The sequence below is a fragment of the Actinomyces viscosus genome (genome assembly GCF_900637975.1).
Taxonomy (GTDB): domain Bacteria; phylum Actinomycetota; class Actinomycetes; order Actinomycetales; family Actinomycetaceae; genus Actinomyces; species Actinomyces viscosus.
This window is the reverse complement of sequence record NZ_LR134477.1, coordinates 2444124-2462853: the sequence shown is the minus strand read 5'-3', so window position 1 is coordinate 2462853 and position 18730 is coordinate 2444124. Positions and strand designations below refer to the sequence as shown.

Here is an 18730-nt window from a genome sequence, read left to right as displayed (position 1 = left end):
CCCTGTACTGGCGCTCACTCGTCCTCACTCGGGCGGGGACATTCGACGCCGTCGGGGACATTTTCTCCTGGCCGGGGACATCTCACGCGTGCGGGGACAGAGAATCTGCACCCGTACGTGTGGAACGTCCCCGGCTGGAGCGGAATGTACCTGGCTGCGCTGACTCAGGACGCGGGCTTGAAGCCGGAGACCTTTCCGTCGTCCTTGTCGTATCCGATGATGAGGTTGGGTTTCACGGCGATGAGTGAGTCGCCGTTCTGCCAGTCGATGCCGGTGAACTCAATCGTTCTGCCGGTGCTGACCTCCATGAGGAGAAGTATTGAGCTGGCATCGCCGTGCCTCCAGGTGGCCAGTTCGGCGATCTTACCGCCCTGGGATGCCGCCGTGTTTGACGGGCAGGGATTGTCCTCCGAGTTATGGTCGGAACTCTCTTCGGGGTTGACGACGGAGGTGGAGTTACCATCCTTGCTGGTAATCTTGGAGACGCATCCACTTCCTTCGGAAGAGAATGTGAAGGGGGCCTTGTTGAGGTCGTTGTCCTTGTAGAACGTGACGAACTCTTCGGCGCTGATGAGGGTGTTGTCCGCAATGGCCGGCAGCTTCTTCTTGTCAGCGTCCATAAGATAGCTGGTCTTCTTCTTTCCCTTAAAGTCGTAGATCGTTGTTCTCCACTTCGATGGCTCGGATGATCCCGAATCGTCTTCGGAGGCGTCCTTCTCTCGCTGGTTGACTACCCAGCCATCGTTGAGGAACGTGACCGATGAGTCGTTGTTGACTCGCTTTCCACCCAAGATTGTCGTGTCTCCGGTGTCGATATCAATGACGGCGTTGAACAGTCCGGTATAGCGATGATTGTCCTTGACGAGGACAGCTCCGGTGTCGAGGTAAGGAGACTCCGGCATTTCTTCCACGCCGGCGATCTCGTGAGACCACTTCTGCTTCTTCTGGGAGTCCCACGCGGTGCATTTCCCGCTGCTCGTGCAGCCGATGGCGATGTCGTCGGTGATCAGCGCGTATTTATCCTCCTCCCAGGGGGCTGAGGAGGTTTTTCCTGACTCCAGGTCAATGAGGGTTGACTTGTAGACGAGCGTCTTCTTGCCCCATAGTTGGAACTCCGGCAGTAGGGCGTAGGAGGAGGTTAGGCTCTCGTCGTCGATATCGGCCTTCCAGGCCTCCTTCATGCCGCTGCCCAGCGGTGTGTAGCCGGTCAGGGTGGAGGTGCTCTTGTTGAAGGTGAGGAAGTAGTCGCCCGCAACGTATGGTTCGGCGTCCGCTTCGACGTCGGCGCTCCATGTCTTGCTGGCGCCTTTAGTCCACGCGTCAGACACGGAGATATCGCGCGAGGCTGCGTAGACGTTGCTTCTCGACAGGAAGTACCACGCGGCCACGCCGCCCCCGGTCAGCAGCAGGGCGACCGGCAGGATGATGGCGAGTACCTTGAGGCCTCGCCTCTTCCTGGGCTGTGCCTGCTGCGCATACATCTCGGCGCCGTACGCCGGCGCGGCCGACTGGCTCGGACCGTATGCCTGGCCCGGGTCATAAGCCTGAGCCTGCCCCGGGCCGTATCCCGACGGCGCCCCGCTCTGCCCGTGCGCGTACCCCGCCGGCGCCGCGCTCCGCACGCCGGGCGGCATCGCGGTCTGCTGATCCACGGGCTGCGCCGCAGACTGCATCGAGGGTGCCGAGTAGGGCTGGGCCGACGGTGGCAGGGCAACGGGCTGTGCCACCTGGGACGGGTCCTGCGGGAGAGGGCTCTGCGGGGGCTGGGCCGTCGTCCGCCCGTACCCTTGGGGCGCACCCTGCTGCGGCGCCGCCCCGGGCGCGGTCGGCTGGACGCTGCCGTAGCCCTGAGGAACCTGACCATAACCGGACCCGGCGGCGGCGCTCTGCTGAGGCTGAGCTTCCACGGTCCCCGCAGCCGTCCCCACCGCCATGGTGGGCGCCATGGCGTCAATCTGGCCCGGAGCCTGCGGTTGCGCCGGCTGCGACGGCTGTGCCGCCTGCGCCGGCGGCGTCGGACCCGCGGCCTGGGACGCTGCCCGCCCGGCCTGGCGCGCCAGCACCTCCTGGACGACGGCGTCGTCGGACTGCTCCAGCATCGCGCGGACCTGGGGCGGGATCGACGGGTTGGTCGCCAGGATCGAGTGCAGGTCGGGGCGGGTGGCGGCGATCCGCTCAAGGTCCTGAGGCGAGGCGAACCTGCTGAGCGCCGTCGTCGCGTCGTAGTCCCCGGAAGAAGGTGAGTGCCCCGTCGTCATGTCTCCTGAGCCTAACGGACTCCGCGGCGCCATATCGCGGAGTCAGACCATCATCAGTACCCGACTCGCCGTCGTGACGAAGCGGGACGACTGTGGCCGACGGCTCAGTCGACGATGCCGTAGAGGCGGTCCCCGGCGTCGCCGAGCCCGGGCACGATGTAGGCGTGCTCGTTGAGTCGCTCGTCGACCCCGGCGGTCACCACCGTGACGTTCGCGCGCCCGCCGACCGCCTCCTCCAGCGTCTTGACCCCCTCGGGGGCGGCGATGAGGCAGATCGCGGTGACGTCGCGCGCCCCGCGCTCCAGCAGGTAGTCGATGGCGGCCACGAGGGTGTGACCGGTGGCGAGCATGGGGTCGATGACGAAGCACTGGCGGCCCGAGAGGTCATCGGGCAGGCGGTTGGCGTAGGTCTCCACATCCAGGGTGTCCTCATCGCGCTTCATCCCCAGGAAGCCGACCTCCGCCGTGGGCAGCAGGCGGGTCATGCCTTCCAGCATCCCCAGGCCCGCGCGCAGGATCGGCACGACGATCGGCCGCGGGTCGGCCAGCCGGCGGCACTGCGCCAGCGCCACGGGGGTGCGGATCTCCACCTCCTCGGTGCGCACCTCGCGGGTCGCCTCGTAGGCGAGCAGGGTGACGAGCTCGTCCACCAGCTGGCGGAAGACCGCCGACGGCGTCCTCTCGTCACGCAGGACGGAGAGCTTGTGGTTGATGAGGGGGTGGTCGGCAACGTGGAGGCGCATGGGGACAGCCTAATCCCGACGCCGGGCCCGCACCGCCCCAAAATCGCATCAACGCCGCGTCAACGCCGCGCCGGTTGCCTCCGCCGGGGTGGCCTGCCGCCGGCCGGGGACATTCGACGCCGTCGGGTGCAGAATTCCTGCACCCGTTCGCGTGATATGTCCCCGCCCGGAGAAAAAGGCCCCCGCCAGCCCTTACGAGCGGCGGGGAGCAATGGGAGAAGTTTGCCCCACACGGACCACGCGGTCAAGGTGAGGTGACCGGGGTCAGGCGCGGGAGTGCAGCCAGGCCAGGACGGCCCGCACGCGCCGGTTCTCCTCGCCCGGCTGCAGGTCCAGTCCCCGGAAGATATTCGCCACGTGCTTGGCCACCGCCCCGTCGGAGAGCACCAGCCGCTCGGCGATCTGCGCGTTCGACAGCCCCTGCGCCATGAGCTCGAGCACCTCCTGCTCGCGCCGCGTCAGCCGGTCCAGCCCCTCCCCGCCCGACGCCGCACGCGAGATCCCGCCCGACGGCGTCGACGGCGAGGCCACCCCGCCCGGCGTCGCGGCCCGGGGACCGGGCGCGGTGGCCGTCCTCGCCGGTGCGCCGGTGGACGCGCCGGCCTCCGCAGCCTCCCCGGCCCCGGAGCCGGCGGCACGGGCCGCCTTCATGAGGTGGGAGACCACCTCCGGGTCGATGACCACCCCGCCGCCCACGACGACGTCGAGCGAGTGCAGGAAGTCCGCCACCCGCCCCACGCGCTCCTTGAGCAGGTAGCCCACGGCGCCACCCGAGCCGGCCGAGCCGCCGGAACTACCCGGCCCGGCCGGGGACGCCGGGGCCCTCGGGGACTCCGTCTCCTCGAGCAGGTCCTGCACGTAGGGCCCGGCCACGTAGGCGCTCAGCACCACCACCGGCAGCCCCGGATGGGCGCGGCGCAGGTCAATGGCGGCGCGCAGCCCGTCGTCCGTGCCGGTCGGAGGCATCCGCACGTCGGTGACGACGACGTCGGGCAGCTCCCCGGCGTCGGCCAGACGCTCGACCTCCACGCGCAGGGCGTCGGCATCGGCCACCTGCGCCACGACCTCGTGCCCGGCGGTCGTCAGCAGCCCTGCCAGCCCCTCGCGCAGGAGGGCGGCGTCGTCGGCGAGCAGGATCCTCATGGGGACATCCTGCCTCAGCCGGCCGGGCGGATGCGGGCGGTGGCCACCGGGACCTCTCAGACCTCCGATGCCGGTGAGAGCCCTTGCGTCTGGGCGGCCGAGTCCTGCCGCTCACCCGCCTGCTCATCCTCCCGTCCCTCCCCGCCCCACGGCGGCGTCAACGGCGCCGTGATCGTCAGCCGGGTCCCACCGCCATCGGGGGAGCTGACCTCCAGGTGCCCGCCGATGGACTCCACCCGCTGCGCCATGCCGCGCAGGCCGGTGGCGTTCTCGCGCTCGGGGTCGGCCCCACCGCGTCCGTCGTCGGTCACGACGGCGCTCAGGCCGGTGCCCGTGCAGCGCAGTGCGACCGCGGCGCGTCCGGCCCGTGCGTGCTTGGCGGCGTTCGTGATCGCCTCGGCCACCGCGAAGTAGACGACCGTGGCCACCGGCTGGGAGATCCGGGCCAGGTCGGCCTCCTCGGCCTCGACGACGACGCTGATCGGCAGTGGCGCCCGGCCCGCCAGGTCTCGCAGGGCCGGCGCCAGCCCGCGCTCGGACAGGACCGCCGGGCGGATGCCGCGCACCGTCTCACGCAGGTCCCGCAGGGCCGCCTCCGCGCGGTCCTGCGCCGCATCGATCCCCTCCAGCAGCGCGGTCCGGGACTCCGCGGTGTCCTCGTCCTCGGGCAGGGACTGGGCGGCCAGGCGCAGCCCGCCCAGGCTCATGGCCAGGGCGACGAGGTCCTGCTGGGCGCCGTCGTGCAGGTCCCGCTCGATGCGGGTGCGCTCAGCCTCGAAGGCGTCCATGAGGGTGGCGCGGCTGGCCGTGAGGTGACCGACCTCGGCGGTCAGCTGCTTGATGTGCTGCGCCTGGCGCTCGCCCGAGAGCGCCTCCACCAGCAGCAGCCGCAGCATCCCGAAGCCCAGGAGCACCCCGGCGGTGAGGGCGAGGCCGACCAGCCCGAGCGGCACCAGCGGCCAGGCGGTGCCCGGGCCGGTCATTCTCACCTCGGGGTCGCCCAGGTGAAACACGATCGGGTCCTCCGCAGAGGCCATGAAGGGCGCCAGGAAGCCGGTGCCGGTCAGAAGGACGAAGAACCCGCCGAGGAAGAACGACGCCGTGCTCAGTGCCAGGCCGCCCAGGCACAGGGGCAGGTCCTGCCGCCAGAACTCCCCGTGGGCCACGCGAGCGAGCAGCCACGGGGTCTTGCGCTCGCCCTCCTTGCGGCCGGAAGGGGCGTCCACCCCCAGAGCGCGCGCGACGACGCGCTCCAGCGCCGCCGCCAGTGGGACCGTCAGGTGGAACAGGAGGGTCATGGGGATGAGGAGCAAGAACGTCGGTATCCACAGCGCGGCGTGCAGGAGCTCCCAGCTGATGATGCCGATCCACCGGCGCCGCCGGCGGTACCAGCGGAGCGGCTGGCGCTCGGTGGGGGACGCGATGGAGGGCATTGCGGTCATGCCGAGGACGTTAACGGGCTGCGAGCCGGGGACGCACTGGTGCTGGGGCCCGCGTAGGCGTGGTGCGGGGTCCCGGGGTGGTGCTGGCACCACTGGGTGGTGCGCACGCGACCGGGAGCGAGGTAGGGCTGACTGGAAGTGAGAACGGGAGTGAGCACCAGTGTGACGCCGGTCAATGGCGAGTGAACTGGTGCCCATGATCCGAGTTCCGTTCCACCTGCCCCTGCCTCGCGCAGCCGCTGCCTGCAACGACGCAGCCTCCGCCTTCCCGGGACCGGCCCGTGCGCCTGTCCGCTTCCGGGCCTCCGCCTTCCGGGCCTCCGCCTTCCGGGTCTTCGCCGGCGCTGAGACCGATGAGATGCCCGGCCCCGTCGGGCCGGCGCTGACGGAGCCGGGCTCCGGTCGGGCTCGCCTCCGCCAACGACGTCGGGACTGCGCGCGCCGGTACGTGGCGGTGGGCGCCGAGGCCGTGGTGCTGGCCCTGCTGATCGTCGTCGTCGGACGGCAGCTGATGCCGGTGGCGGGGGCCGCCGCGTCAGGCGGGGCGGGAGTCTCCTGGGCGCACGGCCTGCTGGTGGAGGCGCGTCAGCTGCTCGCCAGGGGCGCCGACACCGGCGCGTGGACCTGGCTGATGTCGGTACTGGCCTCGTTGCTGACGGTCGCGGGGCCCTGGCTGAGGAGGCCGGCTGTGCGATGGGGCCTGGCGGCCGCGGTGGGAAGCCGGCCGGCGTCCGTCATCGCCTGGATCGTCGTGGCCGCGCTCGCGGGATTCTCGGGGCAGTTGTGACGCGCCACCCATCCCCCTCGTCGGGGCCGGCGCCGCTGCCGACGTCGAGCCGGGCAGTTTTCGCGCTGCCCTACAGAAATTCTGCCCGGCTACGCGAGAAGTGCCCGGCTCGGTGCCGTCAGGTCCAGCCGACCGTCCGGCCCCGCCGACGCGCCGGTTGGGCCGGACGCGAAAGGCCCTGACGCCGCGCGGCCCGGCGGGGCTAGGTTGTCGCCACCGACCGTTCAGCAAGGACGTTCAGCAAGGAATCGCAAGGAGAACTCATGGCCGACGGCTCCGTCCCCACCATCACGCTCAACAACGGCATCGACATCCCCCAGATCGGCTACGGCGTCTTCCAGACCCCGCCGGACGAGACCGAGCGGGCCGTGCTTGAGGCCTTCGAGGTCGGCTACCGCCACGTCGACACCGCCCAGGCCTATCGCAACGAGGAGGGCGTGGGCGCCGCCGTCGCCGCCTGTGGGCTGCCCCGTGAGGACGTCTTCCTCACCACCAAGGTGTGGATCTCCAACGCCGGGGACGAGCGCGCCGCCCGCTCCATCGACGGCTCCCTGCGTCGCCTGGGCACCGACTACATCGACCTGCTCCTCGTCCACCAGCCCTTCGGCGACTACTACGGCACCTACCGCGCCATGGAGAAGGCCCTGGCCGCAGGCAAGGTCCGCGCCATCGGGGTTTCCAACTTCTTCCCCGACCGGTTCGTGGACCTGGCGCAGCACGTCGAGGTGCCTCCGGCCGTCAACCAGATGGAGACCCACGTCTTCAACCAGCAGGCCGACAACCGCGCCTGGTACGCCAAGTACGGCACCGCCCTGGAGTCCTGGGGCCCGCTGGCCCAGGGCCGCAACAACATCTTCACCCACCCGGTGCTCAGCGCCGTCGGAGAGAAGCACGGCAAGACCGCCGCCCAGGTGGCCCTGCGCTACCTCATCCAGCTCGACGTCATCGTCATCCCCAAGTCCGTGCACCGCGAGCGCATGGTCACCAACCTCGACGTCACCGACTTCCAGCTCGACGACGCCGACATGCAGGCCATTGCCGCCCTCGATGAGGGGCGGGGCGTCGTCGACCACTACGACCCCGCGTTCCAGGAGATGCTCGCCGCCTACACGATCGAGGAGGACTGACTCTCTCGGCGCCTCCCGGTTCCCCTCTGACGGACTGCTCCCAGCCAGCCGCAGGCGGGGACATTCCACGCGGCGGGGTGCGCCCGAGAGCGGCCGGGGACATCCTGCACGTACGGGTGCAGGATGTCCGTCCCCGACGGCGTCGAATGCCCCCACCCGTGGGGAAAGGTCCCCGGCCGCGCAGGATGTCCCCGCCGGCGGAGCTGCCAGGTCGGCGGAGCCGTCGGGTTCTCAGAGCCGGCGGGAGAACCGGGACTCGGTCTTCTCGGAGGTGCCCACGTACTCCAGCCAGCGCTCGTAGTGGTCGAGGACGTCGTGGGCCACCTGGTCGGAGTTCCAGTCGACGACGTCGTAGCCCTGGCCGCCGCTGTGCGGGCGCACCTCGAGGCGCACCGTGAGGTCGTCGGCCTCGTGGACGGCGAACCCGTAGGCGGGCACGGGGGTGACCACCATGCGCACCACGTAGCGGAAGGAGTCGATGGAGCTGGACTGCTCCTCTCCGCTGTCGGTGGCGGGGTCGGAGGAGACGACCAGGCTGGCCCGTCCCAGGAAGGTGCGCTCGTCGTCGGGGTCCTGCGCCTCGGGGCCCTCGACGAAGACCTCGGCGGAGACGTTCTCCTTGCGCAGCTCGGTGGCCACCGCCTCCAGGGCCGGCACGATGCGCCGCTCCAGGGCGTGGCCGGCCTGGTCGGGGGAGACGGAGTTGAGGGTGTGCGCCAGGCGCTCGCGCCAGGGCGTCTGCTCCAGGCCCGCGGCCGACCCGTTGAAGCCGAGGGCGCGGTTGCGGTTGACCACGGACAGCGCCTGGTTGTGGGTGTCCTCGGTGCTCAGCGCCCGCCACAGGGTGTACATGATGAGGATGAGCACCCCGGAGAAGGGCAGCGCCATAACGATCGTGGCCTGCTGGAGGATGGGGATGCCGCCGGCCACGAGCATCGCGATGGTCAGGACCCCGGTTAGGGTGGCCCAGAAGATCCGCAGCCAGGGGGCGGCGTCCTGGCGCGCCGAGCGGATGCGGCTGGAGAGGTTGGCCATGACCAGGGCGCCGGAGTCGGCGCTGGTGACGTAGAAGAGGATGCCGATGAACAGGGCCAGGGCGATGAGGATCTTCTGACCCGGCAGGTGCTCCAGCATCCAGTACAGACCTTGCTCGGGCTGGTTCAGGGTGATGTCGCGGAACTCGCCGTTGCCGCGGATGACCAGGTCGAGGGCGTGGTTGCCGAAGATGGCCACCCACATGAGGATGTAGCAGAAGGGCAGCAGGAGGCTGCCGAGCACGAACTGGCGGATGGTGCGGCCGCGCGAGATGCGGGCCAGGAACATGCCCACGAAGGCCGCCCAGGCGATCCACCAGGCCCAGAAGAACAGGGTCCAGGCGTTGAGCCACGCGTCGGGCCGGTTGTAGGCGTAGGTCTCCAGCGTCAGCAGCGGGAAGCGGGTGAAGAAGTCGCCGATGGAGCCCACGAGCGCGTCGATGAGGAAGGCGGCGTCGCCGGTGATGAGCACCCACAGGGCCAGGCCGATGGCCAGCAGCACGTTGATGGTGGACAGGACGCGCACGCCGCGGTCGACGCCGGAGACGGCCGAGACCGTTGCCATGATGACGGCCAGGGCGGTCAGCCCGATCTGGGTGGGGAAGCCCTGCGGCAGCCCGAACAGGATGTTGAGGGCGACGTTGAGCTGGACGACGCCGACGCCCAGGGAGGCCGCGATGCCGAAGACCCCGCCGACCAGGGCCGCGGCGTCGACGATGTCGCCGATGACGCCCTCGGTGTGCCGGCCCAGCAGCGGACGCAGGGTGGAGCGCAGCGTGAGCGTGTCGCGGCGTCGGTAGGCGAAGTAGGCCATGGACAGGCCCACCAGCGCGTACAGTCCCCAGCCGGAGATGCCGTAGTGGAACAGGGACAGGACGATCGCGTCGCGGGCGGCCTGGATGGTCTGGCCGTCGCCGGTGGGCGGGTGCATGTACTGCTCGACCGGCTCGGCGACGGCGAAGAACAGGATCTCGGTGCCGATGCCGGCGGCGAAGAGCATGGCCGTCCAGGCGAAGGTGGAGAAGTCCGGCGTCGAGTTGTCCGGCCCCAGGCGGATTCGCCCGAACCGGGAGAAGGCCAGGGCCAGGATGAAGATGAGCGCGGCGGTGATGAGGAGGATGTAGAAGGACCCGAACCACCGGCTCGTCCAGGTCACGGCCGCACCGAAGGCGCCTTTGACGACGTCGGGGGCGAAGATCGCGGCCAGGGCGACGACGGTGATGATGGTGGCCGACACGAAGAAGACGACCGGGTTGAAGAGCTGCTTCTCGGACGGGTTGCCGTGCAGCGCGCCGAGCAGGGTGCTGGACTCGGGCTCGGGCTGGGTCGGTTTCTCGGGCGGTGAGGCGTGGCCCGACGTCGGGGTCGGCTGGGGTGAGCCGGGTGAGCCGTCTGAGGGGCTGCCTGCTGCTGGTTCGCTCTGCGCGCTCGATTCGGGGGACCGGCTCACCGACCTGCTCCGTTCTTCATGGGGACTCGCTGCGTGCTGGACTGAGGGGGCACGGGTGGACGTGGGGGAGCTGCCACGATACGGCAGGACCGAGGCCTGGGCCCAGGGCCGGATGCCTCATGTGGAGCCTATAACGGAGACCGTGCACCCGTTATGTAATTCCTCCGACGTCGCCGGCCGACGCCGGCCGACGCCGGGCGTCGTCATGGGTGCCGTGGGTGCCGTTGGATCCGTCGGAGCCGTGCGTGCCGCGCGCGGGGCTGCGGGTGCCGCGCGCGGGGCTGCGGGTGCTGTGGGGCGAGTTCTCGGTGCGTGAGGTCTGGTCGCTTCCGGTGAGCTGAGGTGGCACGGATCAAGGAGAGGTGGACGAGCGCGGTGCGGGCGGTTGTCCCGGCGCCCGCTGCCCGCTGCCGGGTCTGCCATCCTTGGACCGTGACGTCTTCACCCTCTGCGCAGTCGCCGGTCCCCTCCGCCGCCGGGCCCGACGCCGGTGCGCTCGGCGGGCGGGCGGACGTTACCGGCACCCGGATCAGCGCCTCCGTTCTGGACGCCGCGATGGTCCGCGCCCTGGAACTGGCTCGCGCGGCGGGCGAGTCGGGGGAGGTACCGGTGGGCGCCGTCGTCCTCTCGCCGGACGGGACCGCCCTGGCCCAGGCCGCCAACGCCCGCGAGGCCGAGCACGACCCGACGGCGCACGCCGAGATCCGGGCCCTGCGCGCCGCCGGTGCGGCCCTGGGCGACTCCCACCTGGACGGGTGCACGCTCGTGGTCACCCTTGAGCCGTGCACCATGTGCGCCGGGGCCATCGTCCTGGCCCGCGTGGCCCGGCTGGTGCTGGGGGCGTGGGAGCCCCGGACCGGTGCCTGCGGCTCGGTGCGCGACGTCGTGCGTGACGCCCGCGCCAACCACCGGGTCGAGGTGCGCGCCGGCCTGCGCGCCCAGGAGTCCCAGGACCTCCTGGGCGCCTTCTTCGCCGACCGCCGCTGAGGGGCGACGTCGGCCGTGACTGATACCGCAGGATGCCGCGTTGGGGCGCGGGCCGCCGCCCGTGTACTCTCGTGGGCGAGGTAGCGTGTCCGAGCGGCCGAAGGTGCAGATCTCGAAAGTCTGTGTGGTTCATAGCCACCCTGGGTTCGAATCCCAGCGCTACCGCCACCACGGGAGGGCCCGCCGGCGCAGTCACGAGCTGCACGGCGGGCCCTCGCCGTCTGTCGTGACGTTCAGAGAGCCGGCCGCATCGCCCTGTGCTCCTCGAGCCGCGTACTCCACGAGGCTCGGGGGCTACTGGGGGAGGTGCGGGTGTACTGCACGAGGGTCCGGACCCCGTGGAGTGCGGTCGGCTCCCGGGCAGTAAGACCCGAGGCCCGTGCAGTGCAGTACGACCAGAGGTGGTTTATCCTGACTAAGACCGTCACTGAAGTGGTCTGTCAGTGGGGTCGGTTTGTGTCGCAGCGATGCGCTACATTGCGGACACAACCATTGGAAGGAAGCAGTCGCATGTCCACCGCCCTTGTCTTGTCGCGTGAGGTCGTCAGGCACTTCTCGCAGGCTGAGCTTGAGGAGCGCGAGAGGGCTGTCACCAGTGAGCTCGAGCGCCGGTTCGGCAGTGTCGATGCTGCGCTTGCCCAGGAGTACACCGGTGACTATCCGTCAGACGACCTGAAGCTGTTTTCCGAGTACCACAGCTTGATGTTCCTCCTCGGCAAGTGAACGTTGGGATTGACGAGCAGACCCTCCGTTTCGCGGATGGTTTGACGCACACAGTGCGGGCAGTGTGTCCAGCAGCGCCCGAGTTCCGGGTCGACATCGCGGGAGAGGATCCCTGGAAGGCGGCTGTTCTTCCAAAAGAGAATGCCCCGATCGTCTTGTCCATCGGTGGCAGGGAGCTCCTCGACCTGGTCGTGTCCTATCGATGCACGATGTCGACGCAGCACCCTTACATGCTCATTGAGAGCTCCACCTTTGGCCTGCGCCCCCATGGTGGAGGTGAGTGGCTTGCTCGCCTTGACCACCTGCACCGCCCTTCGGCGAGTGTTCCCTGCTCACACCTTCATGTTCACGCCCATCGTGATGCGTGGACCTTCATCATGTCGCGGGATGGCCGGGGCAGTAAGCGAGGAACGGTCAAGCGGCGGGGACGGGCGGAGAAGGCTCCCCAGATCTCTGACATCCACTTCCCCGTAGGCGGCCCACGGTTGCGGCCCACGTTGGAGGACTTCCTGACGATGGCGATCGAGGATCTTGGGATCGACCATCCTGTCAATGCGCGCAAGGAGCTTGATCGGGCTCGCGCCCGATGGAGGTTGGAGCAGACGAGGTCCATCGTTCGGTCGTCGAGTGACATTGCCGCGGATGTTCTCCGAGAGATGGGGTGGGTGGTCACTCCTCCCGAGAGCTATGAGACGCAGAACCTTGTCCCGGAGTGGCTTGAGCGGTACTGACGCTCATACTCCACGAGGCTCGGGGGCTACTGGGGGAGGTGCGGGTGTACTGCACGAGGGTCCGGACCCCATGGAGTGCGGTCGGCTCCCGGGCAGTAAGACCCGAGGCCCGTGCAGTACGGCCAGGGCCCAGGACCCGAGACCCAGGATCCAGGACCCGGGCCGCCGACGGCGTCGGACCGGTCGGTTCCAGACGGTCCCGGACGGCCCTGCGGCACTCGGCGTCGAGCCGCCCCGTGCAACGCCGTGAAACACGGTGCAATCCCAGATGCACCGGGACCTGCGCGCTTGTTAAGCGCGCTGAAAGCTCTTGGTCCCTGGACTGGCCGACGCCGGGCTCTACCCTTGAGTCATGAGCCGCCGCCCCCACCGTCCCCACGAGTCCCGCTCCCTGCCCCGCACCCAGACCCAGGTTCGCTCTGCCCACCCCCACGTCTCCGAGACCGCCCCTCACGCGGCCGCCGACCTCTACGCGCTGCTGTGCGACGCCATGGTCGCCGGAGACACCAAGGCGATCGACGCCCTGCTCACCGACGACTGCGTCCTGACCCACATGACCGGCTACCCCCAGCCCAAGATCGAGTGGCTCGGGGACATCGCCACCGGAGCCATGCGCTACCACGCCCACGAGGTGGTCTCCGTCCAGGCCGACACGATCGCCGGCTTCCCGGTCATCCGCGGCCGTACCCGCACCACGGCCACCCTGTGGGGCGGGCGCGGCACCTGGAACCTCCAGATCGTCGGGTACGTCGTGCCCGACGCCGACCCCGACACCGAGCACAACCCCACCGGCTTCCGCTTCAGCCGCCTGGACGTCTCCACCTGGTGAGCCGCCGCTGAATCGGCTGCCCCGGGTCGGGTGCCAGGCTCGTCGCGGACGCACCATAGGGCCCGTGGACGGCACTGCAGGGGTCAGCCCCAGGGCTCTAAGGTGCGTCCGCGACACCTGGCAGTTTCTGGCAGGCTACCGACGCCGCCCGGTGCCCCGGGTGGCGGGCGCGTTCCACGGGTCCTCGGGCCAGGCGTGCTTGGGGTAGCGGCCGCGCATCTCGGCGCGTACCTGCGGGTAGCCCTGCTCCCAGAAGGAGGTCAGGTCATCGGTGACCGCCACCGGCCGTCGCGCCGGCGAGAGCAGGTGCAGCAGCACCGCCACCCGCCCGTCCACGATCCGCGGCGTGGCCGCCCAGCCGAAGCACTCCTGGACCCGCACCGCCAGCACCGGCCGACCCGCCTGACCGGCCTCGGCCGAGGCGGTGAGTTCACGGGAATCCCGGGAGCCCGAGGACCCCAGGGCGGCCGTGCTGCCGGAGGGGCCCGCGGCGCAGTAGTCCACCCGCACCTGCGACCCGGAGGGGACCTCGATGCGCTCGGGCACCAGCTCGTCCAGGCGCGCCGCCTGCGGCCATGGCAGCAGCGCCCGCAGCGCCCCGGCCACATCCAGCCGCTCCAGGCTGAAGCGCCGGCTCCCAGAGCCCGATCCCGGTCCCGATCCCGGTCCAGGGCCCGACGACGCGGCCCCCGCCCGCCGGCCCGACTCGGCTCCCCCGACCAGGCCCATGACCGCCGGCGCCAGCCACTCCTCGGCCCGGGCCGCCAGCGCCGTATCGCTCACATCCGGCCAGGGCTCGCCCAGGTGCTCGTGCAGCAGGGCCAGCCGGGCGCGCAGGCTGCGGGCCTCCTCATCCCACGGCAGCACGCCCAGGCCCGCATCGGCCCCCTCGGAGCGCACCCGCGCGACGACGGCGCCCGCCACCTCCTGAGGTCCCGGCGGCGGCCCCGGGGTCGCTGCGAGCGTGATGGCTCCCAGCCGGCGCACGCGCTCGGTCCTCAGGCGCCCGCCGTCCCAGACGGTGCGCTCCTCCTGGGACAGCCAGGAACCGGCCAGCTCCAGGGCCGTCTCCTCATCCAGGGGTGCCGCGGCCCGGACCAGCGCGTCCCCACGGCCGGAGGTGAGGTCGACGTCGGCCACCGCCAGCCACTCGGACTCCGCCAGGGGCGAGTCGGCCGGCAGGCGCAGCCCGGTCCCGGCGACGCTCGCGTAGTGCGCCTCCTGTCCCGCCCGGGGCGCCGGCCCCCGACGCCTGGCGATCCACTGCGGCTGCGCCGTCCCGGCCACGAGGGCCACCGCCGCCTCCAGGTCGCCCGCCCGGGCGCCGTCGGCTCCCTGCGGGCCGGGTGCAGAGCCGGGGGCGCCCTGACCGGCGCCGTCGGCCGGGGAAGCGCCGCCCGCGACGTCGGGGTTCTCCTCGACGCCGCGCCGCCAGGCCTGCTCCAGGCGGCGCGCCTCCGTCTTCCACGCCCCCGACCCGGCCCCGCCGCCGCGCACCTGCCGGGCCAGGGCCGTCAGGTCCCCGCCCGGTGCGCGCAGGTCGGCGGTCAGCAGCGCCGTGGCCCGCGCCGCCCGACGCGCCCCCAGAACCGGCGCCGTCACCAGCAGGGCCCGGGCCTCGCGCACGCCCGCCGGCAGCCCGGCCACCGCCCGCCCCAGAGGCGTCACCCCGTCGGCTCCGGCCAGCCCCAGATGCTCCAGCGCCTGACAGGCGGCCGTCATCGCCGCGGCCGGCGGCTCGTCCAGCCAGGCCAGCCCCGCGCCGTCGGGCACGCCCCACACGGCCAGCTCAAGCGCCGCCCCGGTCAGGTCCGCGGACAGGATCTCCGGGGTCGGGGCCAGCGGTGAGCGCGCCCAGTCCGTGGGCGAGCAGCAGCGGTAGACGACGCCGGGCCCCTCGCGACCCGCCCGCCCGGCCCGCTGCACCCCGGCCGCCCGCGAGACCCCCACCGTCACCAGGCCGCTCATGGACCGGGCCACGTCCAGACGCGGCTCGCGCGCCAGCGTGGAGTCCACCACCACCCGCACCCCGGGCACGGTCAGCGAGGACTCGGCCACGTTCGTCGCCACCACGACGCGCCGCCGCCCCACCGGGCTCGGAGCCAGGGCCGCGTCCTGGGCGCTCGCGGGCAGGCGGCCGTGCAGTGGCAGGACGTCGACGGGCTCAGGGTCCTCGGGGACGGCCCGGCGCAGGCGGGCGACGACGTCGTCGACCTCGCGGGCGCCGGGCAGGAAGACCAGGACGTCGCCGGCATGCTCGGCCAGCGCCCGCTCCACGGTGGCGGCGACGTGGGCGAGGAACTCGCGCGGCACCCCGCGCGGCCCCAGCCGTCCGCTCCGCCCCGGCGGCGCCCACACCTCCTCGATGGGGTGGAGCCGCTCGGGCACCTCCACCAGCGGCGCCGGGCGATCCGCGGGCTCTGTGCCGTCCGTGCCGCCCGAACCCGCCTGCGCGCCGCCCAGGACGCGGCGCAGGCGGTCGGCGTCGAGCGTGGCGGACATGGCCACGAGTGTCAGGTCCTCGCGCAGGGCCGCGCGGGCGTCGGCCAGCAGGGCCAGGAGCAGGTCGCTGTCCAGGGAGCGCTCGTGGACCTCGTCGAGGATGACGGCGTCGACGCCGGTCAGCTCCGGGTCGCGCTGGAGCCGGCGCAGGAGGAGCCCGGCGGTGACGACCTCGATCCGGGTGGACGGGCCGGTGCGCCGCTCCCCGCGCACCGCGTAGCCGACCGTGCCGCCGACCTCCTCGCCCAGGAGGGCCGCCAGGCGCCGGGCCGCCGCACGGGCGGCAATACGGCGCGGCTGGGTGACGACGACGCGGCCCGGCCTGCGCCGCGGGCCGTTGCCGTCCGATGCCCAGGTGGGCCGGGCCTGGGCGATGACGTCGGCCAGGAGCGGCGGGATGAGCGTGGTCTTGCCGGTCCCGGGCGGCGCGGTCAGTACCAGGCCTGCGCCGACGCCGTCGGAACCGGGGGAGAGGTGCTCGCGCAGCTCGGGCAGCACCTCGACCACCGGCAGGTCAGGGGGAGAGGCGAGCAGCGCCCCGATGGGGTCGGTGCGCTGCGGGAGCGTGCGGCCCTGTGGCCCGGGACGTCCGGTGCGACTCATGCCCCGATTGTGCCCGGTGGGAAGGCGCGTGCGGGGACGGCGGAGCGAGGTCGGAGCACGTGGGGTGAGCCGAGCGGCAGAAGGCCTCCGGTCACCTGGGGTGGCCGGAGGCGCAGTGGGTGGACAGGGATGAGGGGGTGAGAGGCTGTGGCGCCGGTGGCGTCCGGTGCTGGTGGCGGTTACTGCACGCCCAGGAGGATTCCTTGAGCCTGCAGGGCCTGGGTGAGCTTCTCGACGTACTCGGCGTGCGTCTTGACGGACTTGCGCATGCCGATCGCGCCGCCGATGAAGGCCGACCCCGTCGAGGAGAGGTAACGCACCAGGGTCTCGCCCTGGGGGCCGGTCCCGAACTGAAGGTTCTGCGAGAGGTAGAAGTCCTTGCCCATGAAGGCGCCGAAGGCGATGGACATGCCCTTCTTGCCGCGGGAGATCTGGACCGTGTCGCCGGAGAAGGGCGCGACGTTCCAGCCCTCGCTGGTGAAGACGTTCAAGACCGCTGTCTGGGCCTGGTCGATCGGAGCTTTGATGATGAAAGTTCGCTCAGCCATGGCTGGAGATTAGATGACAATCTATTTTTCTTGCACATTGCGTCCAATAAAGCCGTCATGTGAAGTAGGCTTGACATGACAGATTCTGTCAAGCACACTAGACATGTCAAGCAAACATGACACCCTTTTGCGGGGTGAGCGACTGCTCAAGGGATGATCGCCATGGATAACGACGTGCGCAGTCTGCGCGAGGCGCGCGGCCTGACCCAGGCCCAGCTCGGCGCCGCCCTGGGCGTGTCCAGGCAGAGCGTCAACTCCATCGAGAAGGGCAAGTACGACCCCTCCCTTCCCCTCGCCATCGCCCGCTACTTCGAGACCACCGTCGAGGAGATCTTCCATGTCTGAGTCAGATCCCGTTTCTCCCGCCTCCTCTCCCGCCCCCGCCGCTTCGTCTGCGGGCGCGTCTCCCTCCGGTTCGACGTCGAAGGCCGACAGGACCCGTAAGGGCCGCCCAGCCGCCGCGCTGTGGCCTCCCGCAGGCGGGCGCATGACGTACGTTGTCGCCGTCGTCATCCTCCTGTGGGTGGCGGCTGTGACGATCCCGATGATGCCGGCCGTTGCCATCGTCATGTGGATCCAGATCATCTGCCTCTTCGGCGGGAACATCTACTTCAACCGCACCATGTAGACCGGGGTAGACCGGGCAGGCCGGGGCCGGCCGCAGTGAGGCCCTGTTGCGAACGCACGCTGAGGCGTCGGCGTGTTCGTAGGGTAGGTCGCGCGGTCGTGCCCTTTACCCCTCGAACGCGAGACCTACGGTACGACCGCGACGGGGCGTGTGCCTTGAGGCGGTTGCTCGGAGCCTGCCGCCCCTCTCGCGAGCCGGACCGGACGGCGGCGCGCCCCGGCGACTTCGCGTAGACTTCGCCCCACCCTGGCCGGCGCCCAACGCCGGCCATCGTCCCCGCCCTACCGCCCGCCCCGGGCGCACCCGAGGAGAACCCATGGCCCAGCAGTCCGTCCCACTAGGAACCTGGGACGAGGACCCCGACGGCGCCTCCATCCTCCTGGCCACGGGGCGCGCCCGTCACGACCTCCTCGTCATCGCCGAACCAGCCTTCCTGCGCGACCTCGACCAGGTCTGGGGCCGTCCATCAGCCCGTGTGCGCCTGTCCTTCCTGCCCGGCGTCCACGCCCCGAGCGCCCCCGGCCAGGAGGACGCCCTGATGTCCTACGAGCGCGGCGGTCTCGGTGTCCTCGTGGCCCGTGGTCGCACCAGCCTGTACGAGGGTGAGTCCGTCCGCAGTACGACGGCGCTGGCTCGGATCGCCTGTGGTGCCCGCCTGCGTGCCGCCCTGCTCGTCACCCGTGCCACCCCGCTGCGCGGCTCCGGTGATGTGGCCGGAGGGGCGGCGCCGGGCCAGGTGCGCGTCGTCTCCGACCATCTCAACCTCTCCGGCGGTCCGCTCTTCCAGGCCACCGGCATGGTCTCGGCGAGCTGGGACGCGAACCTCACCGAGCGTCTGGGGCGCCTACGTGGGGTCAGTGGCAGCGCCGTCGCCGCGCTCGTTCCCGGCCCCCTGCGCCCGAGCCCGGCCGAGTCCCGTGTCCTGGCCTCCATGGGGGCCGACGTCGCCGTCACCGACTCCGTTGCTGAGGCCATGGCACTGGCCTCCCGAGGCGTGTCCGTCTCCGCCCTGACCTACCTCGACGCCCCGGCCGCCGGCGGGAACCTCGGACAGGCGCAGCTCTCCTTGCGGCAGGCCTCCGGTGTCGCCCTGGCGGCCGTCGAGGAGGTTCTCAGAAGCCTGCAGGCCGGTAACTGAACGTGATTCTGAGAACGGCGTGAGAAACGATGCTGACCCGTCTGCCGGCCCCCGCTA

17 protein-coding genes and 1 tRNA gene are annotated in these 18730 nt (G+C 71.1%); 10 read left to right on the top strand and 8 right to left on the bottom strand.

The features are described 5' to 3' along the window. Nucleotides 1-164: 164 nt before the first annotated feature. The 4 genes from EL340_RS10540 to EL340_RS10525 all read right to left on the bottom strand — a co-directional run bounded on the left by EL340_RS10540 (nucleotide 165) and on the right by EL340_RS10525 (nucleotide 5586). Nucleotides 165-2258 (bottom strand): variant leucine-rich repeat-containing protein, encoded by a 2094-nt coding sequence (locus EL340_RS10540; RefSeq protein ID WP_126414537.1) that lies wholly within the window; start codon nucleotides 2256-2258, stop codon nucleotides 165-167. 104 nt (nucleotides 2259-2362) lie between these two features. Continuing rightward, on the bottom strand, nucleotides 2363-3001 hold the full coding sequence (gene upp / locus EL340_RS10535) for a uracil phosphoribosyltransferase (RefSeq protein ID WP_126414536.1): 639 nt from the start codon (nucleotides 2999-3001) through the stop codon (nucleotides 2363-2365). Nucleotides 3002-3265: 264 nt separating this feature from the next. Further along, the gene (locus EL340_RS10530; RefSeq protein WP_126414535.1) at nucleotides 3266-4144 is read right to left on the bottom strand and encodes a response regulator transcription factor; all 879 of its coding nucleotides are present in this window, start codon (nucleotides 4142-4144) and stop codon (nucleotides 3266-3268) included. Between the two features lie 56 nt (nucleotides 4145-4200). Next, nucleotides 4201-5586: a sensor histidine kinase gene (locus tag EL340_RS10525; RefSeq protein WP_126414534.1), complete on the bottom strand. Its 1386-nt coding sequence runs from the start codon at nucleotides 5584-5586 to the stop codon at nucleotides 4201-4203. Between the two features lie 196 nt (nucleotides 5587-5782). On the opposite strand from EL340_RS10525, the gene EL340_RS10520 reads away from it, so the two are divergent. Next, nucleotides 5783-6373 carry a hypothetical protein gene (locus EL340_RS10520; protein WP_126414533.1) on the top strand — a complete coding sequence of 197 codons (591 nt, stop codon included), beginning with the start codon at nucleotides 5783-5785 and terminating at the stop codon, nucleotides 6371-6373. Between the two features lie 263 nt (nucleotides 6374-6636). After that, nucleotides 6637-7500 (top strand): aldo/keto reductase, encoded by an 864-nt coding sequence (locus tag EL340_RS10515; protein WP_126414532.1) that lies wholly within the window; start codon nucleotides 6637-6639, stop codon nucleotides 7498-7500. A gap of 231 nt (nucleotides 7501-7731) precedes the next feature. Here the strand turns inward: EL340_RS10515 and betT are convergent, their stop codons facing one another. Continuing rightward, nucleotides 7732-9984, bottom strand: coding sequence for a choline BCCT transporter BetT (betT, locus tag EL340_RS10510; protein WP_126414531.1), 2253 nt, complete (start codon nucleotides 9982-9984; stop codon nucleotides 7732-7734). Between the two features lie 151 nt (nucleotides 9985-10135). After that, nucleotides 10136-10333, bottom strand: a complete 198-nt coding sequence (locus EL340_RS14985) for a hypothetical protein (RefSeq protein ID WP_164719381.1) — start codon at nucleotides 10331-10333, stop codon at nucleotides 10136-10138. Between the two features lie 83 nt (nucleotides 10334-10416). Here EL340_RS14985 and EL340_RS10500 point away from each other — a divergent pair, with 83 nt between their 5' ends. The 5 genes from EL340_RS10500 (at nucleotide 10417) to EL340_RS10485 (ending at nucleotide 13254) form a co-directional block, all read left to right on the top strand. Continuing rightward, nucleotides 10417-10971, top strand: coding sequence for a nucleoside deaminase (locus EL340_RS10500; protein WP_197722299.1), 555 nt, complete (start codon nucleotides 10417-10419; stop codon nucleotides 10969-10971). 79 nt (nucleotides 10972-11050) lie between these two features. Beyond that, nucleotides 11051-11139 (top strand) — tRNA-Ser (locus tag EL340_RS14980). Between the two features lie 342 nt (nucleotides 11140-11481). Further along, nucleotides 11482-11694: a hypothetical protein gene (locus EL340_RS10495; RefSeq protein ID WP_126414529.1), complete on the top strand. Its 213-nt coding sequence runs from the start codon at nucleotides 11482-11484 to the stop codon at nucleotides 11692-11694. A gap of 515 nt (nucleotides 11695-12209) precedes the next feature. Next, nucleotides 12210-12425, top strand: a complete 216-nt coding sequence (locus EL340_RS15510) for a hypothetical protein (protein WP_232023018.1) — start codon at nucleotides 12210-12212, stop codon at nucleotides 12423-12425. Between the two features lie 352 nt (nucleotides 12426-12777). Continuing rightward, nucleotides 12778-13254 (top strand): nuclear transport factor 2 family protein, encoded by a 477-nt coding sequence (locus tag EL340_RS10485; protein WP_126414527.1) that lies wholly within the window; start codon nucleotides 12778-12780, stop codon nucleotides 13252-13254. Nucleotides 13255-13389: 135 nt separating this feature from the next. On the opposite strand, the gene EL340_RS10480 is transcribed toward EL340_RS10485, so the two are convergent. Further along, nucleotides 13390-16359 (bottom strand): ATP-dependent RNA helicase, encoded by a 2970-nt coding sequence (locus EL340_RS10480; RefSeq protein WP_197722298.1) that lies wholly within the window; start codon nucleotides 16357-16359, stop codon nucleotides 13390-13392. Between the two features lie 179 nt (nucleotides 16360-16538). Beyond that, nucleotides 16539-16907 carry a hypothetical protein gene (locus EL340_RS10475; RefSeq protein WP_126414526.1) on the bottom strand — a complete coding sequence of 123 codons (369 nt, stop codon included), beginning with the start codon at nucleotides 16905-16907 and terminating at the stop codon, nucleotides 16539-16541. 162 nt (nucleotides 16908-17069) lie between these two features. On the opposite strand from EL340_RS10475, the gene EL340_RS10470 reads away from it, so the two are divergent. The 3 genes from EL340_RS10470 (at nucleotide 17070) to EL340_RS10465 (ending at nucleotide 18673) form a co-directional block, all read left to right on the top strand. Next, nucleotides 17070-17252 carry a helix-turn-helix transcriptional regulator gene (locus EL340_RS10470; RefSeq protein ID WP_126414525.1) on the top strand — a complete coding sequence of 61 codons (183 nt, stop codon included), beginning with the start codon at nucleotides 17070-17072 and terminating at the stop codon, nucleotides 17250-17252. Nucleotides 17253-17394: 142 nt separating this feature from the next. After that, nucleotides 17395-17535, top strand: a complete 141-nt coding sequence (locus EL340_RS15065) for a hypothetical protein (protein WP_167470558.1) — start codon at nucleotides 17395-17397, stop codon at nucleotides 17533-17535. Nucleotides 17536-17851: 316 nt separating this feature from the next. After that, entirely contained in the window at nucleotides 17852-18673 is an 822-nt protein-coding gene (locus tag EL340_RS10465; protein ID WP_126414524.1) for a nucleoside phosphorylase-I family protein, read from the top strand. Nucleotides 18674-18730 lie beyond the last annotated feature (57 nt).

Excerpts from the sequence above, each read along its gene's own strand:
- EL340_RS10540 (WP_126414537.1), bottom strand. The coding sequence starts at position 2,258 with ATGACGACGGGGCACTCACCTTCTTCCGGGGACTACGACGCGACGACG.
- upp (WP_126414536.1), bottom strand. The coding sequence starts at position 3,001 with ATGCGCCTCCACGTTGCCGACCACCCCCTCATCAACCACAAGCTCTCC.
- EL340_RS10530 (WP_126414535.1), bottom strand. The coding sequence starts at position 4,144 with ATGAGGATCCTGCTCGCCGACGACGCCGCCCTCCTGCGCGAGGGGCTG.
- EL340_RS10525 (WP_126414534.1), bottom strand. The coding sequence starts at position 5,586 with ATGACCGCAATGCCCTCCATCGCGTCCCCCACCGAGCGCCAGCCGCTC.
- EL340_RS10520 (WP_126414533.1), top strand. The coding sequence starts at position 5,783 with ATGATCCGAGTTCCGTTCCACCTGCCCCTGCCTCGCGCAGCCGCTGCC.
- EL340_RS10515 (WP_126414532.1), top strand. The coding sequence starts at position 6,637 with ATGGCCGACGGCTCCGTCCCCACCATCACGCTCAACAACGGCATCGAC.
- EL340_RS10495 (WP_126414529.1), top strand. The coding sequence starts at position 11,482 with ATGTCCACCGCCCTTGTCTTGTCGCGTGAGGTCGTCAGGCACTTCTCG.
- EL340_RS15510 (WP_232023018.1), top strand. The coding sequence starts at position 12,210 with ATGGCGATCGAGGATCTTGGGATCGACCATCCTGTCAATGCGCGCAAG.
- EL340_RS10485 (WP_126414527.1), top strand. The coding sequence starts at position 12,778 with ATGAGCCGCCGCCCCCACCGTCCCCACGAGTCCCGCTCCCTGCCCCGC.
- EL340_RS10480 (WP_197722298.1), bottom strand. The coding sequence starts at position 16,359 with ATGAGTCGCACCGGACGTCCCGGGCCACAGGGCCGCACGCTCCCGCAG.
- EL340_RS10475 (WP_126414526.1), bottom strand. The coding sequence starts at position 16,907 with ATGGCTGAGCGAACTTTCATCATCAAAGCTCCGATCGACCAGGCCCAG.
- EL340_RS10470 (WP_126414525.1), top strand. The coding sequence starts at position 17,070 with ATGGATAACGACGTGCGCAGTCTGCGCGAGGCGCGCGGCCTGACCCAG.
- EL340_RS15065 (WP_167470558.1), top strand. The coding sequence starts at position 17,395 with ATGACGTACGTTGTCGCCGTCGTCATCCTCCTGTGGGTGGCGGCTGTG.
- EL340_RS10465 (WP_126414524.1), top strand. The coding sequence starts at position 17,852 with ATGGCCCAGCAGTCCGTCCCACTAGGAACCTGGGACGAGGACCCCGAC.